The organism is Chryseobacterium paludis (assembly GCF_025403485.1).
Lineage (GTDB): Bacteria > Bacteroidota > Bacteroidia > Flavobacteriales > Weeksellaceae > Chryseobacterium > Chryseobacterium paludis.
This window is the reverse complement of the sequence record NZ_CP099966.1, coordinates 4,268,973-4,289,990: the sequence shown is the minus strand read 5'-3', so window position 1 is coordinate 4,289,990 and position 21,018 is coordinate 4,268,973. Positions and strand designations below refer to the sequence as shown.

Below are 21,018 nucleotides of genomic sequence, written 5' to 3'. Positions count from 1 at the left end.
AATCATTCTGAAAAAAATAAATCATTTAATTAACTAAATAAAAAAATACACTATGAAATTAAGTTTAGCAATTGTAGCATTAGCACTGGCTGTACCAACAGCTTCTTTTGCACAAGACTCTACGGCAGTTTCAAATGGAGAATATCCTAATACATTTTCTTCCGGTTCTGCTAATGTTTCGCCTTTTACGCAAAAATCTAAAAGATTTAATGATTGGGCAATTTCGTTTGGTGCCGGTGTACCATTGATGCAATCAGCGGATTTAACATCTATCAAAAATGGTAATGGTAAAAATCTTTTTGGATATTCTGCATATGTGAGTATTGATAAAGCAATTACCCATGCTTTTGGTATTAACTTACAATATGACAGAGGGGAAACCAGACAGGGATTCTTCAACTCAAAAAACTCTGCTCCTACAGATTTAGCTGTAAGAGACAGACTTGGAGCGAGAACTCAATATGATGCGATCTCTATCTTAGGAGATGTTAACTTCTCTAATTTATTAAGAAGAGTAGATAATCATTCAACTTATAGATGGGCACTTCACGGTTATGCAGGTATTGGTACTTTAGCCTACAGAGCATATCTAAAAGATGCTTCGAATAATCAAAGATTAATGACTGAAATCAAACCTTTCAAATTTAATTCTTTATTCGGTCAGGCAGGTGCAGGTCTTAAATTCAAAGTGAATAGACGTCTTGATATCGAAGGTAGAGTAATGTATGTGGTTACCGGTGATGACACATTCGACGGTGGTGGTGCACAATACAGTGCAATTAACCAACGTGAGGAAAACACATCTGATAACTTCTTCAATGCTACTTTAGGGGTTTCTTTAAAATTAGGAAAACACGAATCTCACTTAATGTGGCATGACCCATTGCAGGAGATCTATTATAAACTGGATGTTTTAGCTAACAAAAACCAAGATATCGAAGTTTGTAAAAAAGGAGATGCTGATAACGATGGAGTTTGTGACGATTGGGACAGACAACTTGATACTCCTGCTGGTGCAAGAGTTGACGGTGCAGGTGTTGCCCTTGACACTGACTTGGACGGTGTAATTGATCTTTACGACAAATGTGTTACTGTTCCTGGACCTGTTGAAAACAACGGTTGTCCTACAGCAACGACAGGGCCTGTAAAAGAAGAAGAAAGAACTTTAGAAGGAATTGAATTTGATTTAAATTCTGATAGAATTTTACCTTCAAATACTCCTATCCTTAACAATGCAGTTACTTATATCAATTCTTCAACTGGTTCTTACAGCGTAGTTGGAGCAACAGATACAAGAGGAACTGATGCTTATAACCAAAAATTATCTGAAAGAAGAGCTAATAACGTTAAGAATTACTTAATCAAAAATGGTGTTCAGACAGGTAAATTAAACGCTATAGGTAAAGGAGAGAAAGATCTTAAATATCCTGAATGTGAACCTGCTACTAAATGTCCTGAATGGAAAAACAGAGCAAACAGAAGAGTTTACTTTGAGGCTAAATAATAAACTATTTATTCAATTATATAAAAGTCACGCTTCGCGTGACTTTTTTTGTTATAATACTTTCCTTATTTTTATACCATGATTTCTTCCAACGATTTTGACCAGTTAAAATATAAAACCCTGAAATACTTTTGGGGTTATGATAGTTTCAGAGATTCTCAGGAAGAAATTATTAATTCCATTATCAACGAAAAAGACACATTGGTACTGCTTCCTACAGGAGCAGGAAAATCACTGTGCTATCAGCTTCCCGCTTTATTCAGAGAAGGAGTATGCCTGGTGATTTCGCCATTGCTCGCATTAATGAAAGATCAGGTCAATCAACTTAAGTTTAGAGGAATCGAAGCAGAATATCTTTCATCGGAGCTCGATGATTATGATGCTGAAGTCATTTTTAACCGGTGCAAAGACAGTTTGACCAAATTACTTTATATATCTCCTGAAAGATTAACTAACCGCCAGTTCCTCCAAAATATGGAAGAGATACAGCTGTCCTTTATTGCCGTGGATGAAGCACATTGTATTTCCGAATGGGGTCAGGATTTTCGTCCATCCTATCAAAACATAAAAGAATTTAGAAAAAATAATCCAGACATTCCGTGCTTAGCTCTAACCGCTACGGCTACTCCAAAAGTTCTGGAAGAAATAAAAACTAAACTTGAGCTCAAAAATCCGGTAGTTTTTCAAAAGAGTTTTAAGAGAGAGAATATCAGAATCTTCACCGAAGAGGTTTCCGATAAATATCAGCGTGTCTTTGATATTTTGAAATACAATAATAGCTCGGGAATTATATATGTCCGTACAAGAAAAGAAGCGGAATTACTAACTGAATTTTTACATAAAAATCAACTGAAAAATGTTGATTACTTTCATGCTGGATTAACTACGAAGGAAAAAAATGCAAAACAGAATCTATGGAATACCAGTAATAATTATGTTCTGATTTCAACCAATGCTTTTGGTATGGGTATCGATAAAGATAATGTACGTTTTGTTGTCCACTACTCTCCCTCACCATCACTGGAAAATTATTATCAGGAAATAGGTAGAGCCGGAAGAGATGGACAGGATAGTTTTGCTTTTTTACTCTGGAACAAGCAGGAGATCACCAATTTTGAACAGATCTTAAAAAATCAGATTCCTAATAAATCAGAGTTCCTCAGGATCATCACGTATGTCTACTCTATTTTCCAGGTTGCAGAATATGAGCTTCCTGAAAAAGTGTTTCAATTAAATATCAACGGAATTCAAAATTTCACCAAATTATCGATAGCAAAGATCAAAAATGTTCTGAACTTTCTGCATAACCAGGAAATCATCTATTTTAATGATAATAAAAGCCTGTCTTCTTTGGAACTCCTTATGCAGGCAGATGAAATAGAGCAACTTCCCAAAAAAGATGCTTATTTTATTGAGCTAATGCTTCGTACTGTTTCTGGAATCACAACACATAAGGTAATGTTCAGTGAGCAAAACGTAAGCAATAAGATTGGAGTAGGAATTCCATTAATAAAAGAACGCCTTAAAGAACTTCAACAGAAGAACTATCTTGAATATGTAGACGGAGCTTTATCAAGCATTAAATTTCTAAAACCAAGAGATGAAAGAACTATTAATGGTGCATATTGGAAGTTATTTGAACATATTCAAAGAAATAAAATCCAGAAATGGGAGGAGATGAAATTCTATGTCGAAAATAATGACTATTGTAAAATGAAGCTTATTTTGTCTTATTTTGGGGAAAAGAATTCTAAGACATGTGGACAGTGTTCTGTTTGTGAAAAAAATAAGCAAACCATTTTCGGAAAGAATATTTCTACTCACCTTATTTCATTACTAGCTAAAAAACCATCAACTATAGAAGAGCTTTCCATCCAACTAAGTTATCATTCAAAAGAGAATATTTTAGAGAACCTCATCTATCTTTTAGATTTGGGAAAAGTAAAAATGTTGAACTTTAGAACCTATTCGCTCGCATAAATTTCGTAAAAAGCGCAAATAAGATATACTAATATTTAATTTCCAATCCTCAATAGAATCTAAACCTCCATTTCGAATTTTTAAATCATTAAATTTTTCAATTACTAAAAGACCCCTTATCTTTGTCATATGAAATCATTGAAAGTCGTTTTTTTAGGCACTCCAGAGTTTGCAAAAAATGCATTAGAAGCCATTCATCAATCACATCATAAAGTCGTAGGCGTTGTAACCGTGGCTGACAAAGCAAGCGGACGTGGCCAGAAGATTCATCAGTCACCTGTAAAAATATTTGCAGAGGAAAATAATTTAACTGTTTTTCAACCTGAAAAATTAAGGAATCCCGAATTTTTAAAGGAAATAAAAGACCTTGATGCTGATGTTTTTGTGGTGGTTGCCTTTAGGATGATGCCCAAAGTTCTTTTTGAAATGCCTAAAATCGGAACTTTCAATCTTCATGCATCTCTCCTTCCTGATTATAGAGGAGCTGCACCTATTAATTACGCAGTGATCAATGGTGAAGAAAAAACAGGAGTAACCACATTCTTTATCAATGAGAAAATAGATGAAGGAAATATTTTGCTTCAGAGAGAATTAGAAATACTTCAAGATGAAAGTGCGGGAAGTCTTCATGACCGACTAATGATAGTAGGTTCAGAACTCGTTGTTACTACACTGAATGGACTTGCTGAAAACTCTATTGAGGAAAGACCACAGCCTCACGTTGAGCATCCAAAAAATGCTTTTAAAATTTTTAAAGAAGATACCAAAATCAATTGGAATACACCTTCAAAAACTGTCCATCAGTTTATCCTGGGAATGTCTCCTTATCCAGCTGCTTTTACAGTCTTAAAAATTGGTGAGGAGGATAAAGGATTGAAAATATTTGGGGGTAAGTTCGAAGTTTCAGGTCATGATAAGATGCCAGGAACATTAGAAATTTCTAAAAATACTTTTAAAATTTATACCCAAGATGGAATCTATGAACCTTTAGAGCTCCAGTTAGGGGGTAAGAAAAGAATGACTATTAAAGATTTCCTGAATGGTTTCAGAAATTTTGACGAAATAAAAATGGCTTGATTACTCAAGCCATTTTCTATATTATTAAAGTAGATTAAATATTCTACAATTGAACCATTTCTGTAACTTCTACATCGTATCCTCCAACCTGAGGTTTTATATCTGGATTCTGAGTTAATACTTTGAATTTATTGATTCCTAGGTTTTTCAAAATCTGCGTTCCAATACCATAGTCCCTATAATTATAGGCTAATGTTGGATGTTGTTGCTGACCATCCTGATAATCCAGAAACTGTTGTAATTTCTTTAACGTATTTTCAGAATTGGAGACGTTATTTATAAAAATAATAACTCCTTTTCCTTCTTCATTGATCATTTTGGTTACTTTTTCCAGTAAAGGAGTTTCCCCATTATTCAATCTCGTTAATACATCAAAATAAGAATCAGAAGACTGAACTCTTACCAATACAGGTTCATCTACTGTCCAAGCTCCTTTTGTCAATACAAAATGAATCTGCTCGTTAGATGTTTCTCTGAAAGCGAAAAAATCAAATTCCCCATAATGAGTTTTTACCTTTCTCTCTTCAATTCTGTCAACAAGATTTCCTTTTTTAAGCTGATAATGAATTAGATCTTCAATAGAAACAATTTTCATATCATGCTTTTGAGCGAATGCATACAAATCAGGAAGACGAGACATGGTACCGTCTTCATTCATAATTTCACAAATAACTCCACCCTCTTTTAATCCTGCTAAATGAGTAAGATCAATTGCAGCTTCTGTATGTCCGGCTCTTTTTAATACCCCTCCTTTCTTTGCACGAAGCGGAAAAATGTGCCCTGGTCTCATGAAATCAGTTGGCTTGGAATTTTCATCCATCAAAGCCAGGATTGTCTTCGCTCTGTCTCCAGCAGAAATCCCGGTAGAAGTACCATTTCCTAAAAGGTCAACAGATACTGTAAAAGCTGTTTCTTTTGGATCACTGCTTCTGCTTACCATAATATCTAAGCCAAGCTCATCACATCTTTTTTCAGGAAGCGGCATACAGATAAGACCTCTACCATGAACCGCCATAAAATTGATCAATTCAGGAGTCGTAAGTTCGGCAGCACATAGAAAATCACCTTCATTTTCTCTGTTCTCATCATCTACTACTATGATTATCTTACCATTTTTAAGGTCATCAATAGCCTCAGGAATAGTATTTAATTTAATATCAGACATTTTTACTTTAAATTTGTGCAAAGATACTTATAAAAATAAGCATCTCCCAATTAATATAAATGGTTTGTTAGGCTTTGATTAAAGAGTCTTTAGCTTTTCTGAAAATGTCATAAGAATCAAGTCTTTTTTGATGATCGTAAATATGAGAATTGATGATCAGCTCATCTACATTAAATTTTTCCTGAAAGCTTTTTAACTTTTCTTCAATTTCTGACTGATCTCCAATAAAGCTATATCTCAATTTCTGCAATACAGCCGATTTTTCCATAGGAGACCAAACATCATCCATATCAGCGACGGGCGGAGCAAAAGGTTTTCTATCATTTCTTATTATATTAAGGAATGCCTGAAATAATGTAGTAGATAGTTGGTGAGCTTCTTCCGAAGTTTCAGCGGCAGTTCCATTGACACAAGCTAAAATATATGGTTTATCTAACTGTTTTGAGGGTTCGAAATGTTCTCTATAAATATTGAAGGCCATTTCCATTTGCTCTGGGGCAAAATGTCCCGCAAAAGCATAAGGAAGTCCAAGTTCTGCAGCCAGCCATGCACTATCTGTACTAGATCCCAAAATATAAAGTGGTATATCTAAACCTTCTCCCGGAATGGCACGAACCAAGGCATTTGAATTTTCTTTAGAAAAGTATTTTTGCAGTTCTAAAATTTGTCTTGGAAATTGTTCATTAATAATAGCAGGATTTCTTCCTAAAGCCTGAGCCGTCAAACCATCAGTTCCTGGTGCTCTCCCAAGACCAAGATCAATTCTTCCAGGAAAAAGAGATTCCAATGTTCCGAATTGTTCAGCAATGACAAGAGAGCTATGATTTGGAAGCATAATTCCCCCAGAACCTACTCTTATTTTTTTTGTACCATTGGCAATAAAACCAATAAGAACTGAAGTAGCGGAACTGGCAATGCTTTCCATATTATGATGTTCGGCAAGCCAGAATCTTTTATAATTAAGATTTTCAGTAAAGTTTGCTAAAGATAAACTGTCCTGAAAACTATCATGAATACTTTTCCCCTGTTTTACTGGTGCAAGGTCTAAAACAGATATTTCAAAATTTTTCATATCGAGATGTTAATTTTTTTAAAGGTGATATAGAATCTCCTTTGTCAATTTCATAAATATAAACTTGAGGTTTAAAAAACCGAACAAATTTAAAACATAAAAATCACATTAGTTACTTTTTGTAATTGATAAGTCTGATTGCCTAGTTCAGGCAAAAACTATTGAAAATTTTTAAATATTAAGTACATCTTTCGTAAATGAATTTTAGAAAGCTTAATAAGATAAAAGATTTTGCCGTCTATCCTATTCCCACCTTCTCACATGAACCCTTATACTATAAGATTGATTCTTATACGATAAGATTGATTAATGTTGCGAAAAAAATATTGAAAAATATCCATGATGTATTTCAATTTTCGCAATTTTCTTTAAACCATCAAAATCAAGCATATAATTATTAAAAATCGCATTATTAATTCTAATAATTCATCAATAAGAGAAATAAAATATTACATTTGTGTTTGAAGCCAAATTCAAATAGATTAAATGTTAACACCACTTAAAAAGTACTATTATGAACAAAAATTTAAAAGACTTATCTCAGAAAATCTTAACAAAAAAACGCTATTAATGAGCTTTTTTATTGTTATTACATTAGCTTCTTGTAGTAAGAGCGATGAAGATATTATGGAGGAGCCTCAAACAAATACCTTTATTAAAAAAGGACAGTTTGGAGGCCAGGACATTACTTATGAGAGAAAAAATGGAATGAATTTTTTCCAGGGAGATATTGTTCTTTCGGACCAACAGTTAACGGAAGATAATTCAGTTAATAAAGGAGGCGCCAGCCTTTCAAGATGGCCAGGAGGCAAAATTTATTATACCGTTGCCAGTAATATGGGTTCTATAAATGCAAATAAAATCACTAATGCAGTTAATGAGTATAATAATAAAACAAATACTCAATGGATTCCCCGTACCAATCAGACCAACTATGTCGAATTTATTTTCGGAAGTTCATCAGGATATGATGGATGGGCACATATTGGATACAGAGGCGGAAAGCAGAATATTTCTCTGGATCAAAATATTTCTTTAGGATCAGTAATTCATGAAATGGGGCATACTGTAGGACTTTATCATGAACATTGTCGCAAAGACAGAGATCAGTATGTAAGTATCCAATGGAACAATATTCAAAATGGACAGGCCTATAATTTCGACATCTATGATTCAGGAACAGACATAGGTCCATTCAATATTAATTCTGTGATGATGTACTGGCCAGACTCGTATTCTAAAAACGGACAACCTACCATTAAAAGGGCGAATAACACAAACTTTACATATAATAGAACCGGATTTACAACTGGTGATATCAATACGATCGATACCATGTATCCTTAGTTTTCAGCCAAAGGTTTATCATATAATTGGGGAAAAGAATTTTTATGAATTCTTTTCCTTTTTGTAATTATAATGATTGATCAAAATTCTTATTTCATTAAACTCAAAATCATTCGGTAAAGCACCTTTCCATTCTGTAAGTGTCTCATGTGGTTTTTTATAAAATTCTTTTTCAAAAGCTTTGATCTTATCTGAAGTAATCACTCTGGAAATATCCAATAACCCCTGCTCTGCAAACTTTGCCAGATGCCCGATTACCGTTTCCTTAACCAGCCCTCTTTCTAAAGAAATTTCACCAATGGTTTTTCCCTGTTCAAACAATTGAAACGTCAAAACCTGGGAAGGAACTTTTGCAATTTTTAAATTAATTTCTTTATCATTTTTTTCATCTAAAAGCTTTGTCTCCAATAAATGAACCTCTTTTAAACTATTTAAATATTCTTCAATATCTTCCAACCAGTTTCTGAAATCTTCATTATATTGTTTTAATCCTTTTGCTCCTTTTATTTCAGCATAAAATTCCTTCAAAGGATTAAAAATCTTGTCTCGTATTTCAGTGAAAAAGAAATTAACCGCCCCTTTCGCTTTGCTTTCGATCTCAGACCACTCCTCTTCCTTACTGACAAAAAGATCTATTTTCTGATTTAAGACACGTTCTAATTTTCCGAAGATCTTTCCAAGTTGTACGATCTCATGCTTTAATTGAAGATAAAGCTGATTGGTTTTTACATGGTCAATACTTTTGGTGGTAATGGATAAGTTATTCCACTCTTCAATCTCTTTAAGAAACCAAAGACTATCCAGTGTACGAAGCACTTTTTTAATACTGTAATCGTATTTCTCTTTATTTAAAATAGTTTCAACCTGATCATTAGCAAATGTATCTCCCTGAAATTGTAGTATACGTGTATCTTTAAATATCACTTCGGGAGTGATTTTAGATTTTAGAATAATCCCCTCCAGCGTTCTGCAACGTGATAAAGCAACATACACCTGTCCTGCTGTAAAACTTTTTCCAGCGTCAATAATCACTTTATCAAATGTCAAACCCTGACTTTTATGAATGGTTACAGCCCAAGCCAATTTGATAGGAAACTGTTCAAAACTTCCTAAAACCTCTTCTTTAATATTTTTATCGGTATCAAGAAAATATTTCTTCTGTTCCCAGACTTCTCTCTTTACCACAATTTCTCTTTCACTTCCTTCTAAAACAACCCTAATCTCATTTTCATCAAGACCAATAATCTCCCCAAGTTTTCCGTTAAAATATTTTTTCTCCGGAGAAATATCATTTCTTATAAACATGACCTGAGCTCCGATCTTCAATTCCAGAAACTGCTCGTTAGGAAACTGATTTTCTTTAAATTCACCAAAAAGTTTAGCTTCATAAGTGCTCGGATCAACTTTTATTTCTGTTAATTTCTGTTGATTGATCTCATCTGCCATTCTGTTATGGGAACACAGGTACACATAGGAATCCTGCCCTGTTTGAAAATCAGGATCATATCTTTCGTTTAAATGGTCAAAATCGATATTGGCAACATCACCGTCTCGGATGGCATTTAAAATTTCAAGAAATTCCTGATCAGACTGTCGGTAAACCTTTGTCAATTCAATGGTAATTAAAGGAATTTCTTTGATCGCATGACTATCAAAAAAGAAAGGAGATTGATAATAAAGTTTCAAAACATGCTCATCTCTTACTACTGGCGGAAGCTGATAAAGATCACCAATGAACAACATCTGAACACCTCCAAATCTTTGGTTGTTCCTTCTTACAAATCTTAATGAAAAATCCATCATATCCAGAACATCAGCCCGCAACATAGAAACCTCATCAATAATGATGATCTCAACTTCTCTTAAAAGCTTAAGTTTATCTTTTCGATACTTAAAATGATGCATCAGATCAGCAATATTATTTGCCAAACTGCTATCTATTCTTTCCGTAGTGGGTAAAAAAGTCCTTAACGGCAACCCAAACATAGAATGAATGGTAACACCACCCGCATTAATAGCGGCTATTCCTGTAGGAGCTATTACAATGTGTTTTTTCTTTGTTCTTTTTACAAAGTCATTAAGAAAAGTTGTCTTACCGGTTCCTGCTTTTCCTGTAAGGAAAACACTTCTGTTGGTATGTTCTATTATGTCAAAAAAATGATTGTTCATCGTTGCCAAAATTACGGAAAATGAATTTGAAATCCTTCTTATGGCATAACTTTTGAGTTCGTTTTTCAAATAAAAAACTAATATGGGAAAAGTACACGCTCGAATTTCTGTGATAACACTATGCATAACACTGGCTTTAGTTTCTTGCGGAACAAAAAATGTTACGGATAATTTACCAAAAGATATTTCAGAGAGACCGGCAGATGAAAATAGCAAGAAGTACGATGAAGTTCAATTGGAAAAAACAAAAACAGCTATAGAATCAGAAATTGCCAAAGAAAAATGCACAAATGCCGATGATTGGAAATCAGCTCCAATAGGTTCTAAAGCTTGTGGCGGACCAAAATCTTATATTGCTTATCCTAAAACAATGGAGACTGAAATCTTATCTAAAATTGAAGCTTATAATAAAAAAGAGGCTGACTTCAACATAAAATATGGCATCACTTCAGATTGTGCAATGGTAGCGGAACCACAGGGAATAAAATGTAATAATGGAAAAGCAGAACTGATATATGCTGGGCAATAAAAAATATATTATATAAACCCGATCATAAAAAGCTCTGTCAATTGACAGAGCTTTTAGTGATATAACTAAATTTTAATCTTTATACCATGAAGAGTATTTCACATAATTATCTGCGATCCTGTTTACTTCTCCTTCAAGTAACTGCGATGAAATATCTTTAATTTTTCTGGCTGGAACACCACCCCAAACTTCTCCAGATTTAATATGAGTTCCCTGAGTAACTACCGAACCGGCACCAATAATGGAATTTTCCTCCACCAGGCAGTCGTCCATAACGATTGCTCCCATTCCTATCAAGACATTATCCTGAACAGTACATCCATGTACAATTGCATTATGTCCTATTGAAACATTATTTCCAATCACTAAAGGAAACTTCTCATAAGTACAGTGCAACATTACATTATCCTGAACATTTACTTTATCCCCCATTTTAATGTAATTAACATCCCCTCTTATTACTGCATTATACCAAACACTACATTCTTTTCCCATGGTAACATCTCCAATAATAGTTGCAGTTTCTGCCAGAAAAGTATTTTCTCCGATTTGTGGTGCTTTGCCCAAAAGTTCTTTTATAAGTGCCATATTTTTAATTTGATATTTTGAAAATGAGCTAATTTGAAAATTAAATGGGTACAATCACTATTTTTAAATTACAGTGATAGCAAAAATCTAACTTCTTCTTCCTAACTCCTAACTTCTAATTGCGTATTTTTGTAACTCAAATTTAAAGAAAAAATGCGTAAGATACTTATAGAGCCAACAGAAAACCCAAAAGTGATGAAATTTGTCGCTGACTACAACTTGATTCCAGGGTCTCTTGAGTTGGACAGAAGTTCAGATATTTCAGAAATTCCTTTAGCTCAGGAACTTTTTAATTATCCCTTTGTAGAAAAAATTTTCATTACAGCTAATTTTGTAGCTATTGCAAAGCAGGATACTATGGAATGGGAACATGTTACTGAAAGTCTGAAAAATGTAATTGAAGATGAATTGCTTGCCAACCCGAGAATTTACCTTCAGAAGAAAAAAGAGATGTATCAGATCTATGCTGAAATGACTCCAAACCCAAATGTGATGAAATTCGTTTCCAGTAAATTATTATTGGAAGGGTTTGTAGAAGTAAAATCTCGAACTGAAGCAGAGGGTGTTCCTTTAGCAGAGGCTATTTTTAAAGAATTTGATTTTGCTAAGGAAGTTTTTATCTCAGATAATTTCGTTGCGGTAACCAGAGATCATTCTGTAGAATGGCATCAGGTAATGATGGCTGTGCGTGGTCTTATTGCTGAATATCTTCAAAATGGAGGTGCAATCTCAAATCTTGCCCCTCAGACACACGAAAATCCGGTTGAAAAAATCATCAACAGAGATTATACAGATGATGAGCAAAAGATTTCTGATATATTAAATGAATACGTTGCTCCTGCAGTAGAAAATGATGGTGGAAAAATTTCTTTGATGGAATATGATGAAGCCAATAAAACTGCAAAAATGCTTTTACAAGGAGCTTGCTCAGGTTGTCCAAGTTCTACGGCAACATTAAAAAATGGAATCGAGAGTATTTTAAAACAATTCGTTCCCGAACTAGTCGAAAGAGTGGAAGCGGTAAACGGATAATTTTATATATGAGAATAGTATTTCTTTTAATTTGTTTCAGCATCAGTATTCTTTCATGTAAGAAAGAAACTACGAATTCAAAAACAAATATCAATGTTGGGCTTCATGAAGATCTTGTACAATCGGGGTTAGCAAAAGACAGCCTTCAAAAAATGGATGTATTCTTGAGTAAGCTAGATAAAAGGAACACCCCATTTTTGGATTTCTATATTACTTATTTCTATAAGTTTGATAAAGAAACCCAGGATGAAATAAAGAAATCAAAAGGAGAGAATTTTCTGAATGAAAATCCCGAGGAATACTATAAATTATTTGCCGAAATAATGTCTGAAAAAGGTGACAAATATTTAAAATCTTTCGGCATCAGCCAAGAAGAAGAAATGCTTTCCAGAGAAGTATATATTTTTCACTTAAAGAAAAAATACGGTCCAACTATTGATGGTCAATTGGAAAATTTAAATAAATAATGAAGGGAATTCTATTAGTGAATCTTGGTTCACCAAGATCTACGAGCGTAAAAGATGTAAAGGAGTATCTTGATGAATTTTTAATGGATGAAAAGGTAATTGATTATCGTTGGATTTTCAGGGCCCTTTTGGTTCGTGGTATCATTCTTAATACTAGACCCGCAAAATCTGCTGAAGCCTATAAAACAGTTTGGACAGATGAAGGTTCTCCATTGGTGGTGATTACTGAAAAAATTCAGAAAAAGCTACAAAAACTGGTTGATGTTCCTGTGGAAATTGGAATGCGTTATGCACAGCCAAGTATTGAAGCGGGTATTCAAAAATTAGTTGATCAGGGAGTTTCTGAGATCGTACTTTTCCCATTGTATCCTCAATATGCCATGAGTACGACGGAGACGGTTATTGAAAAGGCCGAGGAAGTAAGAAAGAAAAAATTTCCGACCGTAAAGATTAACTATATACAACCTTTTTACGACAGGGAAATTTACATCAATTGTTTAGCCGAAAGTATTAAGGAAAAACTTCCTGAAAATTTCGATGCTTTACAGTTTTCTTACCATGGAGTTCCTGAAAGGCATATTTATAAAACAGACCCTTCCAATACATGTAAGATAGATGATGCAAACTGTATCAACAGTAAAATTGAAGCTCATAATGCCCGTTGCTACAGACATCAGTGTTATAAAACCACTGAATCCGTAATAGCAAAAATGGGATTACCTAAAGAAAAAACTATTGTTTCATTTCAGTCCAGATTAGGAAAAGATAAATGGATTGAGCCTTATACTGATGAAACACTGGAAACTATTCCTAAAAAAGGGGTAAAAAACTTAGCTGTGGTTTGTCCTGCATTCGTTTCTGATTGCCTTGAAACTTTAGAAGAAATTTCCGTAGAAGGTAAAGAGCAGTTTTTACATGGAGGTGGAGAAAACTTCCATTATATTCCATGTTTAAATGATGAGGACCGATGGATTGATGTGGTAAAAACTTTATGTGAAGAAAAATTGAATGAATTTTATCTTGTATAAATCATCTTAATGACAAAAATAGAGAAAGGACACAAGAAATACTTGTGTCCTTTTTCAATAGAGATATATTAAAAATTTATTTTTTAATTAAGTTTCCTGCTTTTTGACCATTCACTATTACTACATAAACTCCAGGAAGCATATTAGACGGAAGCTGTAGATTCAGTTTATTTACACCATCTGTAAGCTCAACTTTTTCAGAAATTTCTTTCTTACCTGTTAAACTTATCAATTCTACGATTCCTTTTCCTGCCTTTCCATCAAATGTCACAGTAAATCTGTCTGTTGCCGGATTTGGACTAATGGTATAAAGAGAAGCATCTGGTGCACCAGCAACACGTCCTGCAGAAGAGGTGCCTCCACCAACTCCCACTGCATTCCAAGCGTTAGTTACTTGTGTCACCTCATTACTGCTCACCCCATACAAATCTTTCGCAGCCTGTATAGAAGAAGTTCTTGCATTGGCATAGGTAGAAGAAGAAGTAAGATAAGAAGTTAATGTTCTGTAAGCAATTGCTCCTGCTTTATCTAACCCTATTCCAGAGACATTATAAGCAAAACCATTATCGTTAGTTCCCGTACCTCCGGTTACTAATAAATAATACCAAAAGTTGAGAACTCCCGAATTAGTGTGGACTCCGCAATAGTCATTTGTTGTTTGTCCAGGCACCGCACAACCCGTAGTTGTAGCATCTTTCCAATACGTTCCTTTATAAGTATCAGGTTGGCGATACGCATTCGGGTTTGACATATCTCTGATCACATAATTGAAATCTTCGCCCAACTTCCAGCTTGCCTGATTAGGTCTTGCCCAAAGTTCTATTGAATTTCCAAAAATATCGGAAAAACCTTCATTCAAAGCTCCAGGCTCTCTTTGATAAGCCAGATTCGCAGTTTTAGAAGTCATCCCATGAGTAATTTCATGTCCGCAAACATCAATAGCAGTTAATGGTAACCCTCCGTTTGTACTCGAGCTGCCATCACCATAAGTCATTCTGGATCCATCCCAAAACGCATTGAAATAATTAGTAGAGTAATGAACATAGGATTTTATAGCAAAGTTATTGTTGTCAATACTTTTTCTGTTAAATTTTGTATAGTAATAATCTACAGTCATTTCTGCCCCCCAATGTGCATCGGTAGCATATTGATCTTTATTGGTGTTTACATTATTCCAGGCATTATCGGCATCTGTAAAGTCTACGGCGGATGAATAATTGGTTCCTTTTTTTAGATTATATGTTTCTACATTTGTTCCTGTTCCTGTTCCCGCATTTCTTCCCGATTCTCTTAATCTGTAACTTCCGTTATAAGAATCTGTAGTAATATTCCGGCTGCCGCTATAACCTGTTGTAGCCGTTCCCGGAGCATTTACATCATGAATTATAGCATCTGTTCCTAAGATTTTTCCACCTTTAGCATCTACAAAAACATATTGTCTGCTTAATGGTTTTTCAGAATAAATATCAAACTTATACGCCAGTTTTAAATCACGCAGCTTTTCATCAGTAGGATCTGAATAATAGACCAGTTCTCCTTTTGGGGCAAAGCTTGCATTAGCATCATTGAGTTCTTTTTTAATGAAATCTTCTTCTTCCCTATTTTGCCATTTATATGAATCTGCTCCTACAAATGATAAGGCATTTTGCAATGCTATACTTTCAGAAATATTGGCTTTTTTTTCAATCCCTTCCGGAACTTTAAGAATCCAGTTTCCTGTTTCTCCAATAACTTTTCCTCCTTTAGTTTGTACAGCCATCATTCCATATTCTACAGGAATATTATTGACTGTTTGTTGAAATCTGTGGGTCTCAAAACCCAATTGATCTTTTTCAACTCCTAATTTACGGGCTTGTCCCGCAACATAGCTCTGAGAGGTTTCATCAAATAAAACAGGACTTCCCTGAAAAGCAGGCCCGCTTTTATCAAATCTTAAAAATTCTGCGTGTAATCCGTTTTTACCGGGAATTAATTTTAATGGCTTGTTTTGCCCAAAAACGAAAGAGCAAGCAGCAACACTTGCTACTAGAATAAATTTTGTTTTCATAAAAATATTTATTAAATGGTAAAACGAATTTATAAACTTTTCACAATAAAATGATAAAAAATATAAATAAAATTCAATCAATAACACAAATAGATAAATAAAACACAATAACATATTCAAAAAAAAGAAAATAAACTAAGTATTATTTAACCATATATATATATTTTAATGAATAAATTAAATCAAAAATCATCTATACGTGAATTATTTTTATTTACTATGCAATACGCTATATATTATCTCATAAAATCATCCCGAAACGCGTAAAAACCTTTTGGTTAACGGGAGTTTTATAAAAAAAATAAGCCATCTCTTTGGAGACAGCTTTAGCTTTTTTATTTTGATGTAAATTCAAACTTTTATTGATTTATATGAAAATCATTTATTTTTACTTTCCAATAGGAGTTCTGAATTCACCATATCCCATCAAACCATCATAATTCCTTCCGAAAGGAGTATAGTATAAAAATGCCTGATACAGGTTTTCTGTTTGCCAGAAGTTCCCGTTGATCTCGCCAAAGTTCAATGCCCCATTACCTTCTTTTGTAGCCAGAATGTAGTTGTAGAAACCCTGTTTTAGAAATATTTTAGCAACATACTTTTTATTAGCTGCATCATACTGCATCTGATTTTCTTTACTCGGCATAAAATTGTTAAATCCTCCCAGTACATATATTTCTTTATCTACAGGATCTGAATCTAAAGAGAAATACACCCAAGAGTAGTCGGCCTCTCTTTCGGCATTTCTTTCAAGTCCCAAATCATTTCTTCGATAATAAAAAGCTCCGTTCACGTCGGGCTGATATTGATAATTAAGAGGAAATGCCCAAACAGGATGTAAATAGGTCTGATTTACCCCGTCTTTTATTTCTGTAGCACGAACCATATCCGCTGCCATATTCATGTTTTTATTATCAAAATAATAAAATTCATTATTCCCTGGAAACGTAAGGTTCATCTGTTGGAAAAGTAATTTATTTCCAAGTGTCGAACTTGGTTTTAAATTATTAACAGCAACATTAAGGTTGTTATTCTGCATCACATTCAAGCTCATTGAATTGACGTTGGATGACAAATCATTTCCCTTGGCAACAGCCTGTACTTCTACCCTTTGGTTGATATTCGGATTTTTAGCATCTGCTATCCTGGATACATTTAATGCCAAAGAAACATTATCTTCTACTAAGTAGAATCTCTTTTTAAAAAGCGGCTTTTCTGCAGAATCTTTATACACAATCAGCTCAAAATTCCCTGAAATTTTCGGCTGTATTTTTTCATTCGGAAAAGTAAGTGTATAATGAGTATAGGCCTGTAATGTATTAAATGAATACTGGAATTTATCAAGCAATCCGTTTAAGCTTCCATTAGCAATTTCCGTAAAAAAAAGATTATCATCATTCCAGTTCCGGTCGTAATGCTTTATGGTATATCGGTAGATTTCGCTGGCATTCGTAAGGTCATCAAAACTAAGAACCAATGTCTGGTTAAAGTTGATCACAGGGGTTTCATCATTCGTCTGAGGATTGAATAACTGAATGCTTTGGATGTTCTGTCCAAAAACCAATCCCCCTAAAGAAAGTAAAAGTATTCGCAAAGTTTTCATTATGACGAAGATAACGAAAAATCACCAATTACTTAAGAATATCGTATTTTTGACAAAAAAAATAAAACAGAATATGCTTAATATCCAAGCTTTTGTATTCAACTTTGCGAGCGAAAATACTTATATCCTTTATAACGAAAATAAAAACGCCTGGTTAATAGATCCGGGAAATATGAATGAGCAGGAAACTAACCTGATCAGTAATTTCATCAAAGACAATGAATTAAAAATTCAGAAAATACTGCTTACTCATGCTCATATTGATCACGTTTTCGGGCTTCAGTGGGCTTACGATACATTTAAACTTCCAGTAATTATGCATAAAGAAGACCAAGAGGTTCTGGATATGCTTCAAATGAGTGGAATGAGATTTGGGATGAAGATCGATCCTGTTAAGGTTGATGTCGAATATATCAATGAAGGGGATGAACTTGATTTCGATGGTGAGAAATTCAAAATATACCATGTTCCCGGACATTCTCCAGGCAGCATAGTTTATCATAATGAAAATCAGAAATTTATGATTTCCGGAGATGTTTTATTTGAAGGAAGTATTGGAAGAACCGACCTATACAAAGGAAATTACGAACAACTTCTTGATGGAATCAGAAAAAAACTATTTGTTTTAGATGATGAAACAAAAGTGTTTTCAGGACACGGAAATCCGACAAGTATTGGTTTTGAAAAACAGTATAATCCGTTTTTGAGATAGATTGTTTTTGATCCGGGTTACAGGTTAGTCGGATTTAGGCTAATTAACAGCAAAGTACCAATGACTACTTTTTTGTCATTTCTACGACAGGACAAATCCCATCTAATCCTTGAGATTCTTCGCTCCACTCTGAATGACATTAATATTATGTTCACTATTCACTTTAAAAGACTTAATTATTTTAACGCTTAATAAAAAAACCGTCAGATTTTTCTGACGGTTTCTACTTTTATAAGAAATAGAATTTAGAAATCAAATGATACTGAACCTCTTACAGCAGCTCCCATAATCGGTCTCGCCATTCTTATATCTCCGGCTCCTGTTAGCGGGGATCTTGGATCCCCCTCAGTAATACCGATGGTATTGAAGATATTTGTTCCGTCAATAGCAAAACGTATTTTACCAAGCTGGTAGGAAGTACCGGCACCAAATTCACTAAATGATGGTAAAATATTTTTATCACTATTCGCTTCATCCTGGAAACGCTTTCCATAATAATTATAACTTACATAAGCTCTCCACTGCTTAGTAATATTAACAGCAGGTGAGATATTGAAATAGAATTTCGGTATTCTTCTTACCTGATTACCATCATAATCAAACCTGGTTCCGTCTGCATTTGTTCCTGTAAAGTCTTTATATTTTGGATTTTGGAAAGTCCCATTAAATGTCAATTCAAGTAGATTATTAAACAATCTGGCATACCCTTCTAACTCTACTCCCATATTGGTCGTGTTCGCGAATTTATTTTCTGATGTTCCATCAGAATATACATCGGTAAATGAAAGATTCTTTAAAGTTGAATAAAAAGGAATTACACCAATATCGAAAGTACGTGAGTAATATTTATACCCTATCTCCAGCTGGTTAGTCTGTACTGGTTTGATCTTGCTTAAATCTGCCATATTATTGTAATACGACTCTTCATTAGGTGATCTGAATCCATTTGAAAAACGTGCATATACCGCATTTTCGTTATTGATCTTATAGTTTGATGCTACTGTGAATGATACTTTATCGACATCATAATTCCAGTAGGTATATTTATTTCCTAAAATCGACATATTATCATCCGCAGTCGTAGTAGCAAAACTATGGGTACCGTCTGTTGTTAATCCGGAATTATTAAGATTGGCAGTAGTTGTATTCACTCCATATCCTTTATAATAATCGCGGCTATAGCGAATTCCCCCATTGAAACTTAAGTTATCTGTAATATTGTAATCCAGATTTAAATAAATATCATTTAAACTTCCCTGGATTTGAGAATCTCTAACCAGGAATGACATATCTGTCACCCCATTATAGGTTTTGGAGTATCCAACATCTGTAGGACTAAGAGATTTATCTACCAGATTAAGCAATTGAGGCCTATCCGTAGCTGTTGTCAAAATATTACTCCAGTTCCAGTTCTGCTGGGATTTCCAGTTGGATTTATAAAATCCTGCCGTTACATTCCCTTTGTCAAATTTATAATTGAATTGTAAATCATTAACAAAATTATTCATCTGCTTATCAATAGCCCAGAATCCTAACTTCTGTACGTACTGGGGATTTACAACAGCCCCACTACTAACTAAGGAATACTGATAATTATTTCCTGTGATTCCATTGCTATTTGCAAAAGCCCCAGCTTGCTGAGGTCCACCCGCTGGAAATATGCCCGTATAATTCATGTTGATATTGGTATACCTGGTTTTATTTAAAACTGTAAAGTTATTTCCAAGATCATATTTAAATTCTGCACCTACAACATCAACTTTCGGGTGAATTCCATCCTCCAAATTTCTTTTGAAAAATCCACCACCTGGTTGTGGAATATTAAGCTGCCCAATTGATCTGTAACTATACGTTCCATAATTCGCATCAAAACCAGGAAATTCTTTCAGGTCATTTCCATTCTGAACCAAAGGAATAGGCAGATAAAATGTATTCCTGTCATCTAGTTTTTTATAATAAACCTTAGCATATCCTTTATCAAATACATATTTTAAATTCATTCTGATCTGTCCACCTTCATTAGCTTTAAAGCCGGTTTTTCTGATTCCACTATCGGTTCTGTAAAAACCACCGACATTAAAGAACAATTTATCCTGAACCAAAGCTCCACCCACATTCACATCCGTACGCATTAATCCATATGTACTTGTTTCCAATTTAGCGGTTCCTCTGAAATCATTACCTCCTTCTTTAGTAATAAAGTTAATAAGACCACCTGGAGAGTTATTTGCATAGATAGATCCTGAACCTCCTCTTAATGCCTCTAATCTGTTCACAGAATTATCAACACGGAAGAAATTATCTGCATTGGCAAACTGTAAAGCACCATCTTCAAATACCGGTAAACCATCTTCCTGTACCTGTACAAATTCATAAGCACCCGCCGAAGGGATCCCTCTCGCAAAAAGGTTATTTCCAACTTCACCTCCTGATGTTTCTACAGCAAAACCAGGAACCCTTTGTAATAAAGCCGCAGCACTGATAGGATTCTGTTTTTGAATTTCTTTTGCATTAAAAGTAGATATTGCCGTACTGGATTCTATTTTCTTTTTCGGATTTGCATTACCCGTAATAACTACCTGATCGATAGATGCTGTTCTCGTGGAATCCTGAACTGTTTCCTGTGCATACGCATTATTAAAGTAAAGCGTGGCTACTCCAGCAAGTAAAAAGATTGATTTGTTTTTCATACCCTTAT

Annotated in this window: 16 protein-coding genes; 9 read left to right on the top strand and 7 right to left on the bottom strand. The window is 34.3% G+C overall.

Annotated elements, in window-relative coordinates; genetic code table 11:
• The first annotated feature begins 52 nt into the window (after positions 1-52).
• The 3 genes from NG806_RS19420 (at position 53) to fmt (ending at position 4,561) form a co-directional block, all read left to right on the top strand.
• Positions 53-1,504, top strand: a complete 1,452-nt coding sequence (locus tag NG806_RS19420) for an OmpA family protein (RefSeq protein WP_214832998.1) — start codon at positions 53-55, stop codon at positions 1,502-1,504.
• 78 nt (positions 1,505-1,582) lie between these two features.
• The gene (locus NG806_RS19415; protein WP_261511081.1) at positions 1,583-3,484 is read left to right on the top strand and encodes a RecQ family ATP-dependent DNA helicase; all 1,902 of its coding nucleotides are present in this window, start codon (positions 1,583-1,585) and stop codon (positions 3,482-3,484) included.
• A gap of 129 nt (positions 3,485-3,613) precedes the next feature.
• Positions 3,614-4,561, top strand: coding sequence for a methionyl-tRNA formyltransferase (fmt, locus tag NG806_RS19410; protein ID WP_261511080.1), 948 nt, complete (start codon positions 3,614-3,616; stop codon positions 4,559-4,561).
• 43 nt (positions 4,562-4,604) lie between these two features.
• Here the strand turns inward: fmt and ribB are convergent, their stop codons facing one another.
• Together ribB and NG806_RS19400 are read right to left on the bottom strand one after the other, a co-directional pair.
• Positions 4,605-5,726 (bottom strand): 3,4-dihydroxy-2-butanone-4-phosphate synthase, encoded by a 1,122-nt coding sequence (gene ribB, locus NG806_RS19405; RefSeq protein WP_214833004.1) that lies wholly within the window; start codon positions 5,724-5,726, stop codon positions 4,605-4,607.
• A 67-nt stretch (positions 5,727-5,793) separates the two neighbouring features.
• Positions 5,794-6,798: an LLM class flavin-dependent oxidoreductase gene (locus tag NG806_RS19400; protein WP_261511079.1), complete on the bottom strand. Its 1,005-nt coding sequence runs from the start codon at positions 6,796-6,798 to the stop codon at positions 5,794-5,796.
• 570 nt (positions 6,799-7,368) lie between these two features.
• On the opposite strand from NG806_RS19400, the gene NG806_RS19395 reads away from it, so the two are divergent.
• Complete coding sequence (locus NG806_RS19395) at positions 7,369-8,145, top strand: M12 family metallopeptidase (RefSeq protein WP_261511078.1); 777 nt, start codon at positions 7,369-7,371, stop codon at positions 8,143-8,145.
• A 42-nt stretch (positions 8,146-8,187) separates the two neighbouring features.
• Here the strand turns inward: NG806_RS19395 and NG806_RS19390 are convergent, their stop codons facing one another.
• Entirely contained in the window at positions 8,188-10,314 is a 2,127-nt protein-coding gene (locus tag NG806_RS19390; protein WP_214833010.1) for a helix-turn-helix domain-containing protein, read from the bottom strand.
• A gap of 82 nt (positions 10,315-10,396) precedes the next feature.
• Here NG806_RS19390 and NG806_RS19385 point away from each other — a divergent pair, with 82 nt between their 5' ends.
• A complete protein-coding gene (locus NG806_RS19385; protein WP_261511077.1) occupies positions 10,397-10,843 on the top strand; it encodes a hypothetical protein in 447 nt (148 codons plus the stop codon).
• A gap of 72 nt (positions 10,844-10,915) precedes the next feature.
• On the opposite strand, the gene NG806_RS19380 is transcribed toward NG806_RS19385, so the two are convergent.
• On the bottom strand, positions 10,916-11,431 hold the full coding sequence (locus NG806_RS19380; RefSeq protein WP_214833014.1) for a gamma carbonic anhydrase family protein: 516 nt from the start codon (positions 11,429-11,431) through the stop codon (positions 10,916-10,918).
• A gap of 153 nt (positions 11,432-11,584) precedes the next feature.
• Here NG806_RS19380 and NG806_RS19375 point away from each other — a divergent pair, with 153 nt between their 5' ends.
• Genes NG806_RS19375 through hemH form a run of 3 tightly spaced genes read left to right on the top strand, consistent with a single transcriptional unit; the run spans position 11,585 to position 13,958 of the window.
• Positions 11,585-12,463, top strand: a complete 879-nt coding sequence (locus NG806_RS19375) for a NifU family protein (RefSeq protein WP_214833016.1) — start codon at positions 11,585-11,587, stop codon at positions 12,461-12,463.
• An 8-nt stretch (positions 12,464-12,471) separates the two neighbouring features.
• The gene (locus tag NG806_RS19370) at positions 12,472-12,930 is read left to right on the top strand and encodes a hypothetical protein (protein WP_214833018.1); all 459 of its coding nucleotides are present in this window, start codon (positions 12,472-12,474) and stop codon (positions 12,928-12,930) included.
• Positions 12,930-13,958, top strand: coding sequence for a ferrochelatase (gene hemH, locus NG806_RS19365; protein WP_214833020.1), 1,029 nt, complete (start codon positions 12,930-12,932; stop codon positions 13,956-13,958). The genes NG806_RS19370 and hemH overlap by 1 nt, the downstream gene beginning before the upstream one ends.
• A 76-nt stretch (positions 13,959-14,034) precedes the next feature.
• Here hemH and NG806_RS19360 read toward each other — a convergent pair whose 3' ends face one another.
• Together NG806_RS19360 and NG806_RS19355 are read right to left on the bottom strand one after the other, a co-directional pair.
• Positions 14,035-16,005 carry a M4 family metallopeptidase gene (locus NG806_RS19360; RefSeq protein ID WP_261511076.1) on the bottom strand — a complete coding sequence of 657 codons (1,971 nt, stop codon included), beginning with the start codon at positions 16,003-16,005 and terminating at the stop codon, positions 14,035-14,037.
• 388 nt (positions 16,006-16,393) lie between these two features.
• Entirely contained in the window at positions 16,394-17,608 is a 1,215-nt protein-coding gene (locus tag NG806_RS19355; RefSeq protein WP_261511075.1) for a type IX secretion system plug protein, read from the bottom strand.
• Positions 17,609-17,681: 73 nt separating this feature from the next.
• On the opposite strand from NG806_RS19355, the gene NG806_RS19350 reads away from it, so the two are divergent.
• Positions 17,682-18,320: an MBL fold metallo-hydrolase gene (locus NG806_RS19350; RefSeq protein ID WP_261511074.1), complete on the top strand. Its 639-nt coding sequence runs from the start codon at positions 17,682-17,684 to the stop codon at positions 18,318-18,320.
• A 245-nt stretch (positions 18,321-18,565) separates the two neighbouring features.
• Here NG806_RS19350 and NG806_RS19345 read toward each other — a convergent pair whose 3' ends face one another.
• Positions 18,566-21,010, bottom strand: coding sequence for a TonB-dependent receptor (locus tag NG806_RS19345; protein WP_261511073.1), 2,445 nt, complete (start codon positions 21,008-21,010; stop codon positions 18,566-18,568).
• Between the last annotated feature and the right edge of the window lie 8 nt (positions 21,011-21,018).